Origin of the sequence: Pedobacter sp. SG908, from assembly GCF_011759615.1 — a bacterium.
Classification (GTDB): domain Bacteria; phylum Bacteroidota; class Bacteroidia; order Sphingobacteriales; family Sphingobacteriaceae; genus Pedobacter; species Pedobacter riviphilus.
Genome location: NZ_JAAOYY010000001.1, coordinates 1,566,533 through 1,584,791 on the forward strand (window position 1 = coordinate 1,566,533; position 18,259 = coordinate 1,584,791).

Here is an 18,259-nt window from a genome sequence, read left to right on the forward strand (position 1 = left end):
AAAAAGATGTAAGTAAATTATCTTCTTTATAACGTTAAAAAATTATTTGATTAAATGATGAATAAGAGAATCAGTTTTGTTTTAGGATTTATCGCCTTTAGTTTGAGCTTAACCAGTTATGTTTCTGCACAGCAAACTTATACTTCTTTTACCCCGGGTAAAATCTGGAAGGACGATAAAGGTGTTCACATCAATGCTCATGGTGGCGGAATCGTTGAATATAAAGGAGTTTATTATTGGTTTGGTGAGCATAAAATTGAAGGTGAAAAAGGAAACACGGCGCAGGTAGGCGTGCATTGCTATTCATCGAAAGATTTATACAATTGGAAAGATGAAGGCATTGCGCTTCCGGTTTCCGAAGATCTGAAAAGTGATATTGCCAAAGGTGCTATTCTAGAGCGTCCGAAAGTGGCGTACAACAAGAAAACCAAAAAGTTTGTAATGTGGTTTCACTTAGAGCTTTTAGGCAAGGGTTATGCGGCAGCAAGATCGGGTGTTGCAGTGGCCGACCGTCCAACCGGACCATATACTTTTATCAGAAGTTATCGTCCAAATCCAGAGAAAATGCCTTTCTATCCGGCCGGAACAGCAGAAAAGGATATGGTAAACTGCCAGCAACCAGCCAATAAAAGTGATGGCTTTTTCTGTAGGGATTTACCTGGTGGGCAAATGGCAAGAGATATGACCGTTTTTGTAGATGATGATGGAAAAGCCTATCATGTATTCTCTTCAGAAGAGAATTTTACGCTGCATTTGGCTGAGTTAACCCCCGATTATTTAGGGCATACCGGAAAATTTATCAGAATTTATGTGGGGCAACAAACAGAAGCACCAGCTTTGTTTAAGAAAAACGGAATTTACTACATGATTGGTTCGGGCTGTACAGGCTGGGCGCCAAATCCGGCAAGATGGTTCAAAGCAAACTCCATTTGGGGGCCTTGGACTTACATGGGGAATCCCTGCCAGGGTGAAGGAGCTAAGCTAACCTATGGCGGGCAGAGTACACATGTATTACCTGTACCAGGTAAAAAAGGAGAGTTTATTTTTATGGCAGATAAATGGGAACCAAAAAACGCCATTGATGGCCGTTATTTATGGCTGCCAATCAAATTTGAGAACGATAAAATTTCGATAAACTGGGCAGACGAATGGGATCTGAGCGTGTTTAAAAAGTAGGAAAAAAAAGCAAAATTTTTATATAAACCTGGATGATGGATTGCGTAAAAATACGCAAAATGGGGATTTTTTGCCCAAAATTTCAATCGTCTTCAAAACAACTTTTAAAAGATGAAAGTAAAATTACTATGGTTAGTGGCGATATGTTTCTCCTTATCGGCTTTTGGCCAGCAAGCTAAACATACGTTTAAATTGGGAGAAACAAACTTTTTATTAGATGACAAACCTTTTCAGATTATCTCTGGTGAGCTGCATTATCCACGTGTGCCCAAAGAGGCCTGGAGGGCGCGTATGAAGATGGCTAAAGCAATGGGCCTAAACACCATCGGTACCTACGTATTCTGGAACCTGCACGAACCACAAAAAGGAAAATTCGATTTTTCGGGGAACAACAACATTGCCGAATTTGTTAAAATTGCCCAGCAAGAAGGCCTTTGGGTTATCTTAAGACCAAGCCCTTACGTTTGTGCGGAGTGGGAGTTCGGTGGTTATCCATATTGGCTTCAGAATGAAAAAGGTCTTGTGGTAAGAAGTACCGAAAAACAATATTTGGAAGAGTATAAAAAGTATATTGTTGAAGTAGGGAAACAGTTGGCCCCATTGCAGATTAATCATGGTGGTAACATCATTATGGTACAGGTAGAGAACGAATATGGTTCTTACGCTGCTGATAAAAACTATTTAGATATCAATCGAAAAATGTTTATTGAGGCTGGATTTGATGGATTGCTTTATACCTGCGATCCTGCAGCAGATGTAAAGGACGGACATTTAGATGGATTACTACCAGCACTAAACGGGATTGATAATCCGGCAAAAATTAGGCAGTTGGTAAATGAGAATCATAAGGGCAAAGGACCGTATTTTATAGCAGAATGGTACCCTGCATGGTTCGATTGGTGGGGAACGGCACACCACACTGTTCCGGCAGAACAATATACAAACAGGTTAGATTCGGTTCTGGCAGCAGGTATTTCGATTAATATGTACATGTTTCATGGAGGTACCACCCGCGGTTTTATGAATGGAGCTAACTACAAGGATATTTCACCTTACGAGCCACAAACCAGTAGCTATGATTATGATGCACCTTTAAACGAAGCGGGTAATGCTACCGATAAATTTATGCAGTTTAGGGCGGTAATCGAAAAACACCTTCCAGAAGGGCAAAACTTACCAGTAGTAGCAGCTGCCAAACCTAGCATAGCAATTGCACCTTTTAAACTCGGGAGTAAAGTAGCTTTGTTTAATGCACTGCCAAAAGCTGTGAAAAATATTACGCCCTTAACTTTCGAAGATCTTAAACAAGATTATGGTTACGTATTGTACCGCACTATCATTAAGGGGGGGAAAAAAGGCGAACTGCAGATTAAACAATTGCGCGATTATGCCCTCATTTTTATCAATCAAAAAAGGGTAGGGATTTTAGACCGCAGGCTAAACCAAAATACATTAACATTAGATCTTCCGGCAGGAGAGGTACAGCTTGATATTTTTGTTGAGAATATGGGGCGGGTAAATTTTGGAAAGTATTTGTTAGAAAATAAAAAAGGAATTACCGAGCAAGTAACTTTTGATGGTACCGAGGTTAAAAACTGGTCAATGTATGGTTTCCCTTTTAACAACGATAGTATTACCATTACTAATCCTTCAAAAGCAAATGGAAACGGACCGTCATTACAGAAAGGATCCTTTCAGATTTCAACCGTTGCTGATACTTATTTAGACATGACTGATTGGGGAAAAGGAGTAGTATGGGTTAACGGACATAACTTAGGGAAGTACTGGGCAATTGGTCCACAGCAAACACTTTATATCCCTCAAGAGTGGTTAAAAAAAGGTAAAAATGATATTGCCGTTTTAGAACTGATTAAACCTGATCAAAATATTTTGAAAGCAATTGATCAACCAATTTTAAATACGCTTAAAAAATTAAACGTAGATTAAACGTTTAAAAAATCAAAAAATAGGGGTTAAAGGCAGAAATTTAACAAAAAGTAACAATTTAACCCCTATTTATTACTGTATTACCCCTCACTCTAGCAGCATAATAAAAGGTTACTTTGTTACAACCAAACTTTATCGCATGAGTAATTTTTATAGCAGATCAGATTAATGGCTTTGAGCACATTTTTTAAAATCTATCCTAAAAATATCCATCCCTATTCAATATTCAACTAACTATTAACAATATGAAAAAATATTTACTACTAATCTAGTTCAATTGTATCCTTATTGAGCCTCCAAGCCTAAAATAATTTAGGATAATACGATACATACTTTAGCGAAAATGTGATAGCCAAGGCTTTGTCGTACCCTTAATTTATAAATCAACATCATATTGCCCAATAGCCACTTGCTAAAAAACAGTACGTGTGTTGTGCAATGCAATTAACTAATATAAAATCATGAGTGGAGAAAAAACACTTAAAAATCTAGGGTTCATGTTTATATCATGGGCCTTTCTGAGTTTAGGTACTCAGAGTTATGCAAACCCAGGAAATTTAATAATCCGGCAAGATACCACCCAACTTAAGAGCGTGATGTTTACAATTCTAGATGGGAACGATTTTCCATTACTAGGTGCAGACGTTTCAAACATAAGCTTTAAGAACAATACTAAAACAGACAGTACCGGAACAGCAAAACTAAATTCGAAAAAGAATGACATTATACGCGTTGAGTACAACGGTAAATTACTGAAAGAGTATGTTGCCAATGGAAATCTAAATCAGATTATCCGTATTGATGGTAATAATATCATGGTAATGCAGCAAAAAAAAGTGGTACTAACCAATGATATTAAAATATCGACAAGCTTAACAACATCATCTACGCAGGCAGTATACAATAACGATCTTGTTAAATCAACCGTAACAAGTGTTAAGAATGCCTTAACCGGTAGGTTAGCAGGTTTATATACCAATCAAACCAGTGGCCGTCCGGGGCTCGAAGAGGTATCGGTATCTTTAAGGGGCCAAAATCCGATTGTTTTGGTTGATGGAATACCAAGAGACCTTACCATGATCGATCTTGAAGAAATAGAATCGGTTACTGTACTTAAAGATGCGGTTTCTACGGCCATGCTGGGGCTGAGATCATCAGGTGGTGCAATTGCAATAACTACAAAAAGAGGTTTTATTGGTGCACAACAAATTTCATTAACCGCTCAAACTGGTTTTCAGAGCCCGTTAAAAATGCCAAAAACCTTAAATGCCTTTGATTATGCAACCTTGTACAATGAGGCCAGGGTAAATAGTGGCGATTTGCCTGTTTACTCGCAATCCGATCTTGATGCATTTAGAACAGGATCAGATCCTATTGGTCATCCGGATGTGAACTGGCAGGACCAGGTATTGAAAAACAGGTCAGCATTTAGCCGTTATGATCTTAATTTCCGCGGAGGAGGAAATACAGCAAGATATTATGTTGGTTTAGAATATCAGAATCAAAAAGGTCAGTTTAAAGAGAGCGATCTGAATGAGTATTCTACCAACACCAGCTTTAGCAATTATACGGTACGTTCTAATGTAGACATTAACCTTACCTCAAAAATGACTTTGGGTCTGCATCTTTTTGGTAGGATTGGGAATTACACCCAACCTGGAAGTTCTGCTGCCAATATTTTTAGCTCTATACTCAATACGCCAAACAATGCTTATCCGGTATTCAATAGCGATGGCAGTTATGGAGGCAATACACAGTTCCAGAATAATATTTATGCCCAAACTGTTAGCTCTGGTTACCGCTTAAATTACAGAAGGGATATTATTACGGATTTAACTTTAAGAAGAAGTTTGGATGATGTGATACCTGGCTTATGGGCACAGGCATTGGTTTCATTTTATTCGGGTATATCAGAAAATACAGACAGAAGTAAATCTTTTGCGGTTTCGAAGCAAACTGGTACAGGTTCAACAGCAACTTATCAGGTTTTCGGTACAAATGGCACACAGAATAATAGTACTTCAATAGATTATCAAAACAGGCAATCATATCTGGAAGCGGCAATCGGTTACAAAAGAAATTTTGGTTTGCACCAAATTGATGCTCAGATTAGAGCAACCAGCGATAATGTAAACAGTGGTCCAGACCTTGGCTTGAATTATTATGGAGGTTCAGGTAGGGCAGCCTACAGTTTCGATGAGCGTTATACAGCAGAAGTAGCATTTGGTCTTAACCGTACCAATAGGTATCCGAAAGGATCGCCGATGGGATTTTTTCCGGCAGCAGGTTTAAGCTGGACAATTACCAAAGAAAAGTTCATGCCTAAGTTATCTTGGTTAAACGACCTTAAGTTATTTACCAGCTACGGTCGTACAGGTAACGATGCTGCTGGTTATTTTGTTTTCCAACAATTTTACGTAGGTAGCCCAAGTTCGTATTACTTTGGTACCAGCGCTTCGAGTAGTTCTGCACTACGCCAGGATGTATTGGCAAATCCAAATGTAACCTGGGAAAAAGGAGATAAGTTAAATTTAGGGCTAAAAAGTACTTTATTTAACAACCATTTGTTTTTACAGGCCGAATACTTCAACAACAAATATTCAGATCTGCTTACTTCACCGAATTTATCAACCATTGTTGGTACAGCTGTTAGAAACTTAAATATTGGTATAAACCGATATAGCGGTTTTGAACTTCAGTTAAACTGGCAGCAATCTTTAGGCAAATTCAGTTATTTCGTTTCTGGTAATGCCAGTACTTTAAAATCAAAAGTAATTTATCAGAACGAAGTATTTAGGGAATACAGTTATCAAAGCCGTACCGGTCAGCCTGTTGGACAGCCGTTTGGTTATATTGCTGATGGGCTTTTTCAATCACAGGCAGAAATTAACGCTTCAGCCAAAATTGCGGGTTATGCCCCGGTTCCGGGAGATATTAAATATAAAGATTTAAATAACGATGGAGTAATCGATCAGTTCGATCAAGCAAAGATAGGTACCGATAAACCATTAATTTATTATGGAGCGAATATAGGTTTCTCTTACTCAGGTTTCGATTTTAGTGTATTGCTACAGGGGGTTGCCAATAGAAACTTATTGTTAACAGGCAATAGTGAATGGGAATTTCAGAATGGTGGCTTTGGACAAGCATATGAACATAATTTAGATCGCTGGACTCCGGCCACTGCAGCAACTGCAACCTATCCGCGGGTTACAGTTGGTAACAACTTTAACAACAACATCGTGTCTTCTTTCTGGATGCATAGTGGTAATTACCTGCGATTAAAAAATATTGAACTGGGTTATACCATTTCATCCCGATTTACTAATAAAGTAAAAGTTTCGGGTATCAGATTTTTTGTGAATGGTACAAACCTCTTTACAAGTGCTTCATTTGATCGGGTAGACCCAGAAACTAATGGAGGCGTATACCCCATTCAAAGGGTTATCAATGGTGGTTTAAGTGTTAAATTTTAATCTTTAAATAGATGAATACTAGAATAATGGCTTTGGTAGTGATCCTGATAGGGATGGCATCATGCAAAAAATATGAACAAACACCTTTACAGGGAATTAATAAAAATAACGTTTACGATCCGCTTGATAAAAATGGCGATTTTGCCAGACAAGTGCTTTCAGATTTATATACTTCGCTACCTGACGGTTTTAATAGGGTAAGGGCAGATGGAGACAATACTGTAGGTGATTTTCTTGATGCCGGAAGTGATGATGCCATTCCATCGACACAAAATAAGGCAGTAGAATATTACAAAAATGGAAGATTAAATTCGACTAATAATCCAGATGATAACTGGGCAAATGCATACCGTGCAATTCGTGCCGTTAATGATTTCCTGGCCAATGTAGATGTGGTTCCTGTAGATGCCAACGCACCAAAAACAATTCAGTACTGGAAAGCTGAAGCACGTTTTATCAGGGCGATGAATTATTTTGAGATGATCAAAAGATATGGAGGCGTACCATTAATAGGCGATAAAGTATTAACGCCCGATGATAATTTACAAATTCCACGAAATACTTTCGAGCAATGTATCAACTATCTGGTAAGCGAATGTGATGCCATTAAAGGTTTATTGCGTGTTGAACCTGTTGTCGATTCAGACCTGGGCAGAATTACAAGAGGTGCCGCTTACGCACTAAAAGCAAGAGTGCTGCTTTATGCTGCTAGTCCACTTTTTAATGGCGGCGGGACAGCTGGCGATCCGGTAAAGAAAGCCTTGGCAGGTTACCCTACTTTTGATGCCGGACGATGGACATTGGCATTGAATGCGGTACAAGATCTCATCAATTTAAATGCGTACCAGCTTACCACCACGTTTAATGCTGCTTTTATCGGTAGAAAAAATACAGAGGTAATATTGGCGAAACAAAGGGCAAAAACTTTCGATTTAGAAACAAACAATGCTCCGATGGGTTTTACTACACCATTAAGCAATGGTTTAACCAGCCCTACGCAAGAACTTGTAGATGCATTCCCGATGTTGAATGGATTAAGTATCACAGATCCTGCTTCTGGTTATGTGGCAAGCAACCCTTATGTGGGCAGAGATAAAAGATTAGACAATACCGTTTTCTATAATGGCATAAAATGGCTGAGCCGTAATGTAGAAACATTTGAAGGTGGCAAAGATAAACCAGGTGGTGTAGCGGTACAAACCAGAACGGGCTACTACTTAAAAAAATACATGGCCGATTTTTCTAATGCAACAGCCTATGGCACTCAAGATCACAACTATATTATTTTTCGCTATGGCGGGGTATTGCTTGATTACGCAGAATGTTTAAACGAAGTGGGTAGAACTGCCGATGCTTATGCTCCTTTAAGGGCCCTTCGCTTAAGGGCAGGTATTACTGCCGGTACCGGTGCAAATGCCTATGGCGTTAAAGATGGGATGTCTCAGGGTGATATGCGCACTTTCATTCAAAATGAAAGAAGGATTGAAATGGCTTTTGAAGAACAACGTTTCTGGGATATCAGGCGCTGGAAAATAGCAGGCCAGGTTTTAAACGGCTCACTCCATGGTACTATAATTACCAAATCGGCAACAGGTGCCTTAACCTATGCAACATCAACAGTAAGCAATACAACATTTAATCAGCGGTTTTACCTTATGCCTATTCCTTATTCAGAAGTGATCAGGAATAGAAGCCTGATACAGAATGAAGGTTGGTAACGATTAAAAATAAGTTAGAAATGAAAGTATTTATGAGAAAATATATATTCCTTTTAGCCTTCACCATTTTGTCTAAATTACTCTTTGCACAAAATGTTAATGTACAGGGCCAGGTTAATGACAAAGATGGGGGCATTCCGGGGGCAACTATTATTGAGAAAGATGTTCCAGGTAATGGGGCATCTACCGGTATTGATGGTAAATTTCGGATTACCTTGAGAGGTAAAAGTCACGTTTTGGTGATTAATGCTATTGGTTACTTATCCAAAGAAGTTACGGTTGGCCAATCGACCACCATTAACGTAAGTTTAGAAGCTGATGTTAAAGGCTTGGAAGAAGTAGTGGTTGTAGGTTACGGTACCACTAAAAAAGCTACCTTAACTGGTGCCTTAAGCTCGGTATCAGGTCAGGAAATCAGAAGAAACCCTTCAGCAAGTTTACAGAACACTTTGGCCGGTCGGTTGCCGGGTTTCAGCTCGCAGCAAACCAGTGGCCAGCCTGGATCTGATGGAGCAACATTTTTTATCCGCGGAACAGGTTCTTACACAGGGTCTAACCAACCCCTTATTATCGTAGATGATATTGAGTTTACCTATGCGCAATTTGCCCGTTTAGATGCGAATGAGATTGAAAGCTTAAGTATCCTGAAAGATGCATCAACAACCGCCGTGTATGGTATAAAAGGAGCTAATGGTGTGGTTTTGGTTACCACCAGACGAGGTGTTGTAGGTCCTCCAAGTATTACTTTCCGTAGCGAATATGCCCTCTCGCAACCGACAAGATTACCCAAATTTCTTGATGCTTACGAATCGGCGAAGCTCGTAAACCAGGCTAGAATAAATGATGGGCTACCTATTCTATATACCGATGCTGATCTGGAACATTGGAGAACTGGTGATGACCCTTACGGACACCCCAATGTAAACTGGAAAGATGTTTTATTCCGTAAGTTTAGCTACCAATGGCGTAACAACTTTGACATTAGTGGTGGTAACGATATCGTGAAATATTTCGCTTCAGTGGGGATGATTAACCAGAATGGTCTTTTGAATGATTTTAGTTCGGGTGAAGATGTAAACAATAACTTTTACTACAAAAGATACAACTACCGTTCTAATATTGATATTAAAGCCACTAAGACATTAAATGTTAAACTTGATTTATTTGGAAACATTGGAGAGAGAAATAGTCCGGTAATTCCAAACATTAACGGTATCCAGAATATATTTTATTTTTATAACAGTTACCTAACACTGGCACCTTTTGCTTACCCTATTTATAACCCTAATGGAAGTTATGGTTACAGTTATGCGCAACCTGGCCGTTACTCTTCACCAAACATTGTGCAGGCATTAACGCTTGGCGGGTACAGCAGAGATTTCGAAAACAATATGAATATTAATGCGGCTGCCACTCAAAAGCTCGATTTTATTACTCAGGGACTTTCTTTGAGAGGAGCAATTGCTTATGGTAGTACTTACTCTTACACTCGAGGGCTGTCAAGAGGAACTTATCCTGCTTTTATTTACAATCCAGCCGATGGAAGTTATACCCCTAAAGATCCAAATGTATTTAGGGTAGGTTTTTATTCATTAAACTATAGCCCAGGTTCTACTACGCGTACTATTAATCCGCAGGCTTCATTAAACTACGATCGTACTTTTGGTTCACATCACCTATCTGGTTTGGTGTTATATAACAACAGAAGTTATTTTGGATATTATGATGCTAACAATACCAACCGGGTATTAAATTTTATACCGGTTCCAACCAGTGGTTTTTCTGGTCGGGTAGGGTACGATTATAAAGGAAAATACCTGGCCGAATTTAATGTGGGTTACAATAAAACAGAAGTTTTTGCCTCAGGTAAAAAATATGGCTTTTTCCCTGCCGGATCAATTGGATATAACATTTCGGAAGAAAAATTCTTTAAAGAAAACATTAAGTTTATTGATCGTTTAAAATTCAGGGCATCTTATGGCCTTGTTGGGACAGATGATATTGGTAACTACGCTTACGCTTATTTACAAACTTATAACAATAGTGGTACCGTATCATTCGGAACTTCTCATAACGGCTATAATGCCATATTTGAAGGCCGCCTGGCCAATGCCGATGTAACCTGGGAAAAGGTTAAGAAACTCAATGTCGGTATGGATTTAAGTATGTTTAAGGGGCATATTACATCCACACTAGATGTATTTAATGATGATCGATACGATATCTTAACCAACAGGGGAACTGTCTCTTATGTATTCGGTCAGGCATTGCCACCTGTTAACCTTGGGAAAACAAATAATAGGGGCTTTGAGCTGGAGCTTGCCTATAACGATAAAATCGGTAAAGATTTTAATTATCGTGTTGGCGGTAACGTATCGGTGGCTAAAAATAAAATTGTTTTCCAGGATGAAGCTTTGCCACTTTTCTCTTACCAACGGTATACTGGTAATCCGATTAATACGCCAAAACAGTTTAAATTTTTAGGTTTTTACCAGGATGCTACCGATGTGGCAAATAGTGCCAAACCGCTTACGGGTGCAAAACCCGGCGACCTTAAATATGCCGATTTAAATGGCGATGGTGTTATTACTGATGCAGATCAATCTTATTTCGGTTACTCCAATACACCTAATACCATTGTGGGTTTTAATTTAAGTGCAAATTATAAAACGTTAAGTTTAAATGTATTGTTCCAAGGCGCATTGAATTTTAATGTGGCAGGCGTTAGGGAGTCTATTCAGGCTTTTGGATCAAACTTTCAGGCTATCCACCAACAAAGCTGGACTCCGGAGCTTGGTCAGAATGCTAAATATCCTATATTATCAACCTCGCCAAATTCGATTTCCATTCCTACCGCACCTTCCGATTTTTGGAATGTTAGGGGAGATTATTTGCGTTTAAAATCGATTGAACTAAGTTATGGTCTTCCACAGAGCTGGGTAAATAAAGTGCATTTAAAAGGAGCAAGAATATATGTAAATGGTACCAACTTAGTTACTTGGACCAAACTTGGCTCGTTGTATGAATACGATCCGGAAATATCAAGCTACAATACAAACACCAACTATCCACCGCAAAGGCTTTACAATATGGGTTTATCGGTAACATTTTAAGTTTAAGTTATGAAAAGATATATTTTAATTGTTTTAATGTTAGCAGGGTTAATGTCCTGCAAAAAAGCAACCAGTTACCTCGATCAGCAAAATGTCGGACAGGATGCAACTGTGGTATTTAGCGATAGTGTAAGAACATTGGGCTTTTTAAACGGGATTTATCAGGGGCGTGGTTTTTCATTTAACAAAGGCCGTTGGGATAGTCATGGAAACCTTGAAGAAGCTACTGATGATGCAGAGTATCGCTATAGCGGATCAGGGCAGTATGCCGTAATTCTATATTCGGGTAACGTAAACCCATTAAATGTGGTAAAAGGTACTACAACCGATTTTTATGTTCAGCCCTATTTACAGATCCGGGCCGTAAACCTGTTTTTGTCGAAATTGCCAACAACACCATTGGCGCCTGTAACACAAAAGCGCGTTGCTGCTGAAGCCAGATTTTTACGCGCCTGGTATTATCATTATCTAGTAAAGTCCTTTGGGGGGATAGCACTCTTGGGCGATAAGTTGTTTGATAAAGATGATATCATTGATATCCCAAGAAATACTTATGAAGATTGTATAAATTACATTGTAAGTGAATGTGATGCTGCTGCAGCAAACCTTCCACTAGATCAGTTGGATCAGGATTATGGAAGAATTACCAAAGGGATGTGCCTTGCATTAAAATCGAGGGTATTGCTTAGTGCTGCAAGTCCGCTGTTTAATGGAGGTGGTATTGTTAAAACGGGTGCAATTGCGAGTATAATTGCTTATCCTACTTATGATGCAGCACGTTGGGCAAAAGCTGCACAAGCTGCTAAAGATGTAATTGATATGAACAAATACGACCTCGTGCTAGACAATACTACTGCCCCTGGTTATGGCTTTTATAAAGCCTTCATTAGCAGGGCAAACAGCGAGTTGATATTTACTTATACACAAGCACCAAACAGGGATTTTGAAGGTCATTTTCTTCCACCTTCGCGGAGTGGTGGGTATTATTCAACGCCAACCCAAAACCTGGTCGATCAGTTCGATATGCGTAACGGCAAGCAGATTACAGACCCAACTTCAGGGTATAATGCTGCCAATCCATACGTTAACCGCGATCCAAGGTTTGGTTACACTGTAATCTACAATGGTTCATCGTATGCAAATAATAGTGGGGCTCAGGCACCTGTTTTTACCTACGTAAATGCACCTAGTGATGGTACTGGCATTGGAACAACTTCTGGTTATTATGGTCGTAAAATGTGCGATGTAAACGTATCATGGGGTGGAAGTGCAACTGCTGATAGGGGATATCCTTTAATGAGGTATGCCGAGATATTATTAAATTACGCTGAAGCACTTAACGAATTAGGGCAGGTTAATGATGCGCTTACCTATATTTTCAAGATCAGGGAACGTGCAGGTATTTTGCCTGGTGCCGATGCCAGGTTTGGTATAAAAGCAGGCATTAGTCAGGCTGAACTCAGAGATGTAATTATTAAAGAACGCCGTACTGAAATGGCTTTTGAAGATATGCGTTTTTATGACGAAAGAAGATGGAAAATTGCTGAGGTAACTGAAAATGCTTTCAATAAAGTGATGATGATTACACCAAAAACTGGTACAACATCTACTTCCACTGATGGTACCTCATACAATTATCAAATTACTAATTCCATTAGAAGACATAATTTTCGCCCTGCAAATTACCTATTACCAATTCCACAGAGTGAAATTTTAAAACTCCCTTCGTTTTTGCAAAACCCGGGGTATTAGTTATTTTGGTTAGCATGGTTAATCCTAGTCCTCTCCAGGTCTTAAAAGGTCTGGAGAGTGCATTAACCAGATCTTTACAGATTTATTTGAAACATTTGCATAAAAAAAAACATTTTTTAGCCTCAAATAGACTGTTTTAGCTCGTTTTTATTGCTATAAGATTACTCATTTAACCCAAGTTTATATCATTAATTAGCTAACCCATAAATTACCCATGCAAAATAGAATCCTGTTTAGTTTTGTTTTATTGCTAGCTATTTTTATTCAATCCTGTGCATTAAAAAAAGAACAGAATTTTTCCAACAGCTACTCATCCGAAGGTTATAAACTGGTTTGGAGTGATGAATTTAACAAAAATGGTGCTCCCGATCCAGCCAATTGGGATTATGAGAAAGGTTTTGTCCGTAACGAAGAGCTGCAATGGTATCAACCAGAAAATGCTTTCTGCAAAGATGGTAAATTGATTATTGAAGCTAGAAAAGAAGTAAAACCTAATCCGCTATATGTAGAAGGGAGTAGAGATTGGAGTAAAAAAACTCAAAATATCGAATATACCTCGGCATGTATCATCACTAAAGGTTTACAGAGCTGGCAATATGGGCGATTTGAGATGAGAGGAAAGATTGATATCTCGGATGGACTCTGGCCTGCATTTTGGACACTGGGTGTAAATGGCCGCTGGCCTGCTAATGGCGAAATCGATATTATGGAATACTACCAGGGAAAATTATTGGCTAACATTGCAAGTTTAGGACCCGATAAAAAGGCAAAATGGTTTAGTAATACAAAACCTGTAGCCGGATTGGGCGGTAAAAAATGGGCAGCTGAATTTCATGTATGGCGCATGGATTGGGATGAGAAAGCTATTAGTCTGTTTGTTGATGGAATGCTCTTGAATAAAACCAATTTAAGCGACCTTAAAAATGATGATGGATCAGATTTTCATCCTTTTAAACAAAAACATTATATTTTGTTCGATCTGGCTATGGGTGGTATGAACGGTGGACCATTAAATAATACTAAATTCCCTAATAGGATGGAGATAGATTACGTTAGAGTATACCAGAAATAGATTTTGGATTTCACAGGTTTTTAAACAGCAGCCCACAATGAGGCCCATTAAAAACAATATTGACACCTGTGAGGTCTTGAAAATAGGAAGAGCCATGGTTTAATTTCCATGGCTCTTCCTATTGTATTTTTAAGCATTAATTCTGAACTTTTATTTCAGTTCTTCTGTTCAGTATTCTACCTTCTTCGCTGGCATTGCTGCTAATAGGTTCTTTCTCGCCATGGCCAACAACTGTGAAATTATTTCCGTTTAAGCCAGCATTTATAAAGTACGATTTTACCGCGTTTGCACGATCAACAGAAAGTTGCATGTTGTGCTCTGGTGTACCTTCGGCAGATGAGTGGCCATTAAGAATAAATTTTGTGTTTGGCGATTTTTTCATTTCTGTAACGGCCTTATCCAGAATAGAGAATGATGATGTTTTAAGTACAAATGAATTAAACTCGAATTGAATATTATCTAAGTTAAAATTGGGCTTTTCTGCTGGAGCAGGAGCTTCTTCTTTCTCTGGCGCTGGCGCTGGTTTTTTCTCTTCTACCGGTGGCGCTGGTTTTTCAACAGGTGCTGGAGTAGGTTTTGCTACCAGTTTTTTTGTTTTACAAGAGTACATTGTAAGGGTAAACAAAGCTAGGAACGTAGTAAATAAAAGGTTTTTGATAATGTTCATGTTTAAGATTAATTTAAGTTTATCGTGTGTTTGTTGCCCAAACATACTAATAAATGATTCACAGCTATAACGATGTTTTTTTTAAGAACTTATGTTTATCCTCTTAATCCCCAAAATTTAATAAACATTTTCTGATGCGGTTTTACCTTATGGTAATGATGAACAGTATTCTTTTCCATAAGTCTGGACATAGAAATTTAATCAGTTTACGATACAAACTGATTAAATAAATTGATCCGGAAAAAAATGATTAGGCCTTTAAATTTGGCATTAAGTTTAAGAATGCCTGCGAATTAGCATTGTATTTCTTTTTATCTAATTTAAAATAGAATGCTCCCTTTTTAGAGCCTGTTCTATCTTTTTCGGCCAGTTTAATTAATAATCCCGTTGAAGTAATTTTGCGACTGAAATTTCTGGTATCGATTTTAGTATCGTTTACCTCCTCAAAAAGAATATGCAACTGTGGAATTGTAAATTTTTTAGGCAGCATCTCGAACAAAATAGGGTGAAGGGCAGCTTTATATCTTAGTTTTTTTCGTGCATCAGCAACCATTTGGTTATGGTCGAAAATAAGTTTTGGCCTGTCATTGATCAAAAACCATTCGGCCTTATAGTCGTCGTTTAACTGTGCCTCGTATTTGTGTATGTCAATGAGGGCAAAATATCCAACAGAAAGTGTTCTTTCAATTGGGTCGCGGCCAGGTTCTCCATAAATTTGCATCTGCTCCAGGTAAACGCCCTCTAAACCTGTCATTTTTTTGAGCACCCTATTTGCCGCATCATCAGGGCTTTCATCGGCGCCTACAAAGCCTCCCATTAAACTCCATTTGTTTATTTCGGGTTCTAAACCCCGCTTAACCAATAGAATTTTAAGGTGTTCACCATCAAATCCAAACACTATACAATCAACAGCAACAAGATAATGCGGTTGCCTGGAATATTCAATCATTTTTTATCAAGATTTTAAAGGGCTTAATATGTTCAAATTTTCACGAAAATAAAAATTATTATTAATTGTCGTTTTGACAATTAATAATAATTTTATAATTTGGCGCATTGGATAGGTTAAGCCATGTGGCTTCCTTTTTCTAACCAATTGAAAACATAAAATGAACCAAACATTCGAATTAGACAGTAACCCACATACCAGGCTTAACATATTAACCGGCGAGTGGGTTTTGGTATCACCACACCGCACTAAAAGGCCATGGCAAGGTAAGGTTGAAGACATCACACCAGATAACCGCCCCGAATATGATCCTAAATGTTATTTATGCCCTGGAAATGGTAGGGCAGATGGCGACAGTAACCCGGAATATACCGATAGCTTTGTTTTTAACAACGATTTTGCTGCTTTGTTGCAAGATACACCAGCTGGTGAAATGAATGAAGGTGATTTATTGGTAGCCAACAACCAGCGTGGTCTTTGTAGAGTAATCAGCTTTAGTCCTAAACATAATCTAACTCTTCCCGAAATGAGTGTAGAGGCCATAACAGCTGTGGTTAACGTTTGGCAGAATGAATTTAATAGCCTGGCGGAAAACGACTGGATCAAATACATTCAGATTTTCGAGAATAAGGGCGAAATAATGGGCTGTAGCAACCCGCATCCGCATGGACAAATCTGGTCGCAGGGCGATATTCCTTTAGAAATTGCCAAAGAAACTGAACGCCAGAAAACTTACTATGCCATTCATAGAAGAAGTTTACTTGCCGATTATTTAAAGCTGGAGCAAAAGAAAAATGAGCGCATTATATTTGAAAACGATCATTTTGCAGTGCTTGTGCCTTTTTGGGCAGTTTGGCCATACGAAACCATGATTATCAGCAAACGCCATGTAAATAGCATTAAATTGTTTACAGCGGCGGAAAAGAAATCGCTGGCAGAAGCCATTAAAATACTCACCACAAAATACGATAACCTGTTCGAAACCTCATTCCCATACTCTGCAGGTATGCATCAGGCACCGGTAAACAATGGTTATTACCCTGAATGGCATTGGCATATGCATTTTTATCCACCATTACTGCGCTCGGCATCAGTTAAAAAATTTATGGTGGGTTACGAGATGCTGGCCAACCCTCAGCGTGATATCACTCCCGAGTTTGCCGCAAACCGCCTGAAAGAAATGTCTACTATACACTATAAAACCAGCAAGGCTGAAGACTAAAATTATTAAACAATGAATGCACAACATTTTAAAAGTACGTTTAAAAGACTTTTTAATGCCGAACCTATTTTGGTCCGTTCGCCAGGAAGGATTAATATTATTGGCGAACATACCGATTACAATGGTGGTTTTGTAATGCCTGCCGCCATTGATAAGGCCATTTACGTGGCCATATCAAAAAGAGAAGATGATGAAATTCATTTGTTTTCAGAGAGTTATCAGCAGTTTGATATCTCATCGATAAAAAGCTTAAGCAAATCAGAAAATAGTTGGGCAAACTACATTTTAGGTGTGGCCGATCAGTTAAAAGAAAGAGGCTATCAATTGGGAGGCTTTAACTTTTATATCGATGGCGACGTACCTTTAGGTGCAGGTTTATCGTCATCAGCAGCTGTAGAGTGTGCAACGGGTTTTGCACTCGATCAGCTTTTTTCGCTTGAAGTTCCCAAAATGGATCTTGCTTTAATTGCCCAAAAGGCTGAACAGACTTTTGCTGGTGTTAACTGTGGTATCATGGATCAGTTTGCCTCTGTATTTGGCAAGAAAGATCAGGCCATCATGCTTGATTGCCGATCGATGAAACACATTTATATCCCTTTAAAATTAGATGGTTACAAACTGTTGCTTTTAAATACGAATGTAAAGCACGCCCTTGCAGATTCGGCTTATAATAAAAGAAGAGCCCAATGCGAGCAAGGTGTAGCCTGGGTAAAAGAACATTACCCTAACGTAAATACATTACGCGATATAGATCTAAGTATGTTAGAAGTTTATGTTAAGCCAAAAGATGAAGATGTATTCGCAAAATGCAGTTTTGTAGTGAAAGAAATCGGGCGTTTACTTACAGCGGCAGAACAACTTGAAAACGGCAATCTGCAAGGTTTAGGAAATTTGATGTTCGAAACACACGAAGGTTTAAGTAAAGATTATGAAGTTAGTTGCAAAGAATTGGATTTCTTGGTTGAAGCGGTTAAACCACTAGACTACGTACTGGGTGCCAGAATGATGGGCGGTGGTTTTGGTGGTTGTACCATCAATATTGTTAAAGAAGAAAAAATTGCAGACTTAATTGAAGCGTTATCTTCAAAATATTTATTGCAGTTCGGCCTCAAGCTTGATTCTTACACTGTTCAAACCGATAACGGAACCAGTTTATTCAATTAAAAT

The 18,259-nt window shown here is 38.6% G+C and carries 11 protein-coding genes; 9 read left to right on the forward strand and 2 right to left on the reverse strand.

All coding sequences use genetic code 11. From position 1 onward, the window contains the following. The first annotated feature begins 54 nt into the window (after positions 1-54). From FHT21_RS06410 to FHT21_RS06440, 7 genes are all read left to right on the forward strand, one after another. Complete coding sequence (locus FHT21_RS06410) at positions 55-1,176, forward strand: glycoside hydrolase family 43 protein (RefSeq protein WP_208398880.1); 1,122 nt, start codon at positions 55-57, stop codon at positions 1,174-1,176. A gap of 111 nt (positions 1,177-1,287) precedes the next feature. Then, complete coding sequence (locus FHT21_RS06415) at positions 1,288-3,123, forward strand: beta-galactosidase (RefSeq protein ID WP_167293900.1); 1,836 nt, start codon at positions 1,288-1,290, stop codon at positions 3,121-3,123. A gap of 596 nt (positions 3,124-3,719) precedes the next feature. Continuing rightward, a complete protein-coding gene (locus FHT21_RS06420; RefSeq protein WP_167293901.1) occupies positions 3,720-6,599 on the forward strand; it encodes a SusC/RagA family TonB-linked outer membrane protein in 2,880 nt (959 codons plus the stop codon). An 11-nt stretch (positions 6,600-6,610) separates the two neighbouring features. Next, entirely contained in the window at positions 6,611-8,317 is a 1,707-nt protein-coding gene (locus FHT21_RS06425; protein ID WP_167293902.1) for a RagB/SusD family nutrient uptake outer membrane protein, read from the forward strand. A 32-nt stretch (positions 8,318-8,349) separates the two neighbouring features. Continuing rightward, on the forward strand, positions 8,350-11,430 hold the full coding sequence (locus FHT21_RS06430; RefSeq protein ID WP_167293903.1) for a TonB-dependent receptor: 3,081 nt from the start codon (positions 8,350-8,352) through the stop codon (positions 11,428-11,430). Positions 11,431-11,439: 9 nt separating this feature from the next. Then, positions 11,440-13,182 carry a RagB/SusD family nutrient uptake outer membrane protein gene (locus FHT21_RS06435; RefSeq protein ID WP_167293904.1) on the forward strand — a complete coding sequence of 581 codons (1,743 nt, stop codon included), beginning with the start codon at positions 11,440-11,442 and terminating at the stop codon, positions 13,180-13,182. Between the two features lie 214 nt (positions 13,183-13,396). Then, the gene (locus FHT21_RS06440; protein WP_167293905.1) at positions 13,397-14,254 is read left to right on the forward strand and encodes a glycoside hydrolase family 16 protein; all 858 of its coding nucleotides are present in this window, start codon (positions 13,397-13,399) and stop codon (positions 14,252-14,254) included. A gap of 136 nt (positions 14,255-14,390) precedes the next feature. On the opposite strand, the gene FHT21_RS06445 is transcribed toward FHT21_RS06440, so the two are convergent. Both FHT21_RS06445 and FHT21_RS06450 read right to left on the reverse strand, forming a co-directional pair. Further along, positions 14,391-14,921, reverse strand: a complete 531-nt coding sequence (locus FHT21_RS06445) for an OmpA family protein (RefSeq protein ID WP_167293906.1) — start codon at positions 14,919-14,921, stop codon at positions 14,391-14,393. Positions 14,922-15,171: 250 nt separating this feature from the next. Then, positions 15,172-15,870, reverse strand: coding sequence for an NUDIX domain-containing protein (locus FHT21_RS06450; RefSeq protein ID WP_167293907.1), 699 nt, complete (start codon positions 15,868-15,870; stop codon positions 15,172-15,174). A gap of 160 nt (positions 15,871-16,030) precedes the next feature. On the opposite strand from FHT21_RS06450, the gene FHT21_RS06455 reads away from it, so the two are divergent. Beyond that, positions 16,031-17,092: a UDP-glucose--hexose-1-phosphate uridylyltransferase gene (locus FHT21_RS06455; protein ID WP_167293908.1), complete on the forward strand. Its 1,062-nt coding sequence runs from the start codon at positions 16,031-16,033 to the stop codon at positions 17,090-17,092. Positions 17,093-17,104: 12 nt separating this feature from the next. Then, on the forward strand, positions 17,105-18,256 hold the full coding sequence (locus tag FHT21_RS06460) for a galactokinase (protein WP_167293909.1): 1,152 nt from the start codon (positions 17,105-17,107) through the stop codon (positions 18,254-18,256). The last annotated feature ends 3 nt before the right edge of the window (positions 18,257-18,259 follow it).

Coding starts and splice junctions, on each gene's coding strand:
- FHT21_RS06415 (WP_167293900.1), top strand. CDS start 1,288: ATGAAAGTAAAATTACTATGGTTAGTGGCGATATGTTTCTCCTTATCG.
- FHT21_RS06425 (WP_167293902.1), top strand. CDS start 6,611: ATGAATACTAGAATAATGGCTTTGGTAGTGATCCTGATAGGGATGGCA.
- FHT21_RS06430 (WP_167293903.1), top strand. CDS start 8,350: ATGAGAAAATATATATTCCTTTTAGCCTTCACCATTTTGTCTAAATTA.
- FHT21_RS06420 (WP_167293901.1), top strand. CDS start 3,720: ATGTTTACAATTCTAGATGGGAACGATTTTCCATTACTAGGTGCAGAC.
- FHT21_RS06445 (WP_167293906.1), bottom strand. CDS start 14,921: ATGAACATTATCAAAAACCTTTTATTTACTACGTTCCTAGCTTTGTTT.
- FHT21_RS06410 (WP_208398880.1), top strand. CDS start 55: ATGATGAATAAGAGAATCAGTTTTGTTTTAGGATTTATCGCCTTTAGT.
- FHT21_RS06435 (WP_167293904.1), top strand. CDS start 11,440: ATGAAAAGATATATTTTAATTGTTTTAATGTTAGCAGGGTTAATGTCC.
- FHT21_RS06440 (WP_167293905.1), top strand. CDS start 13,397: ATGCAAAATAGAATCCTGTTTAGTTTTGTTTTATTGCTAGCTATTTTT.
- FHT21_RS06460 (WP_167293909.1), top strand. CDS start 17,105: ATGAATGCACAACATTTTAAAAGTACGTTTAAAAGACTTTTTAATGCC.
- FHT21_RS06455 (WP_167293908.1), top strand. CDS start 16,031: ATGAACCAAACATTCGAATTAGACAGTAACCCACATACCAGGCTTAAC.
- FHT21_RS06450 (WP_167293907.1), bottom strand. CDS start 15,870: ATGATTGAATATTCCAGGCAACCGCATTATCTTGTTGCTGTTGATTGT.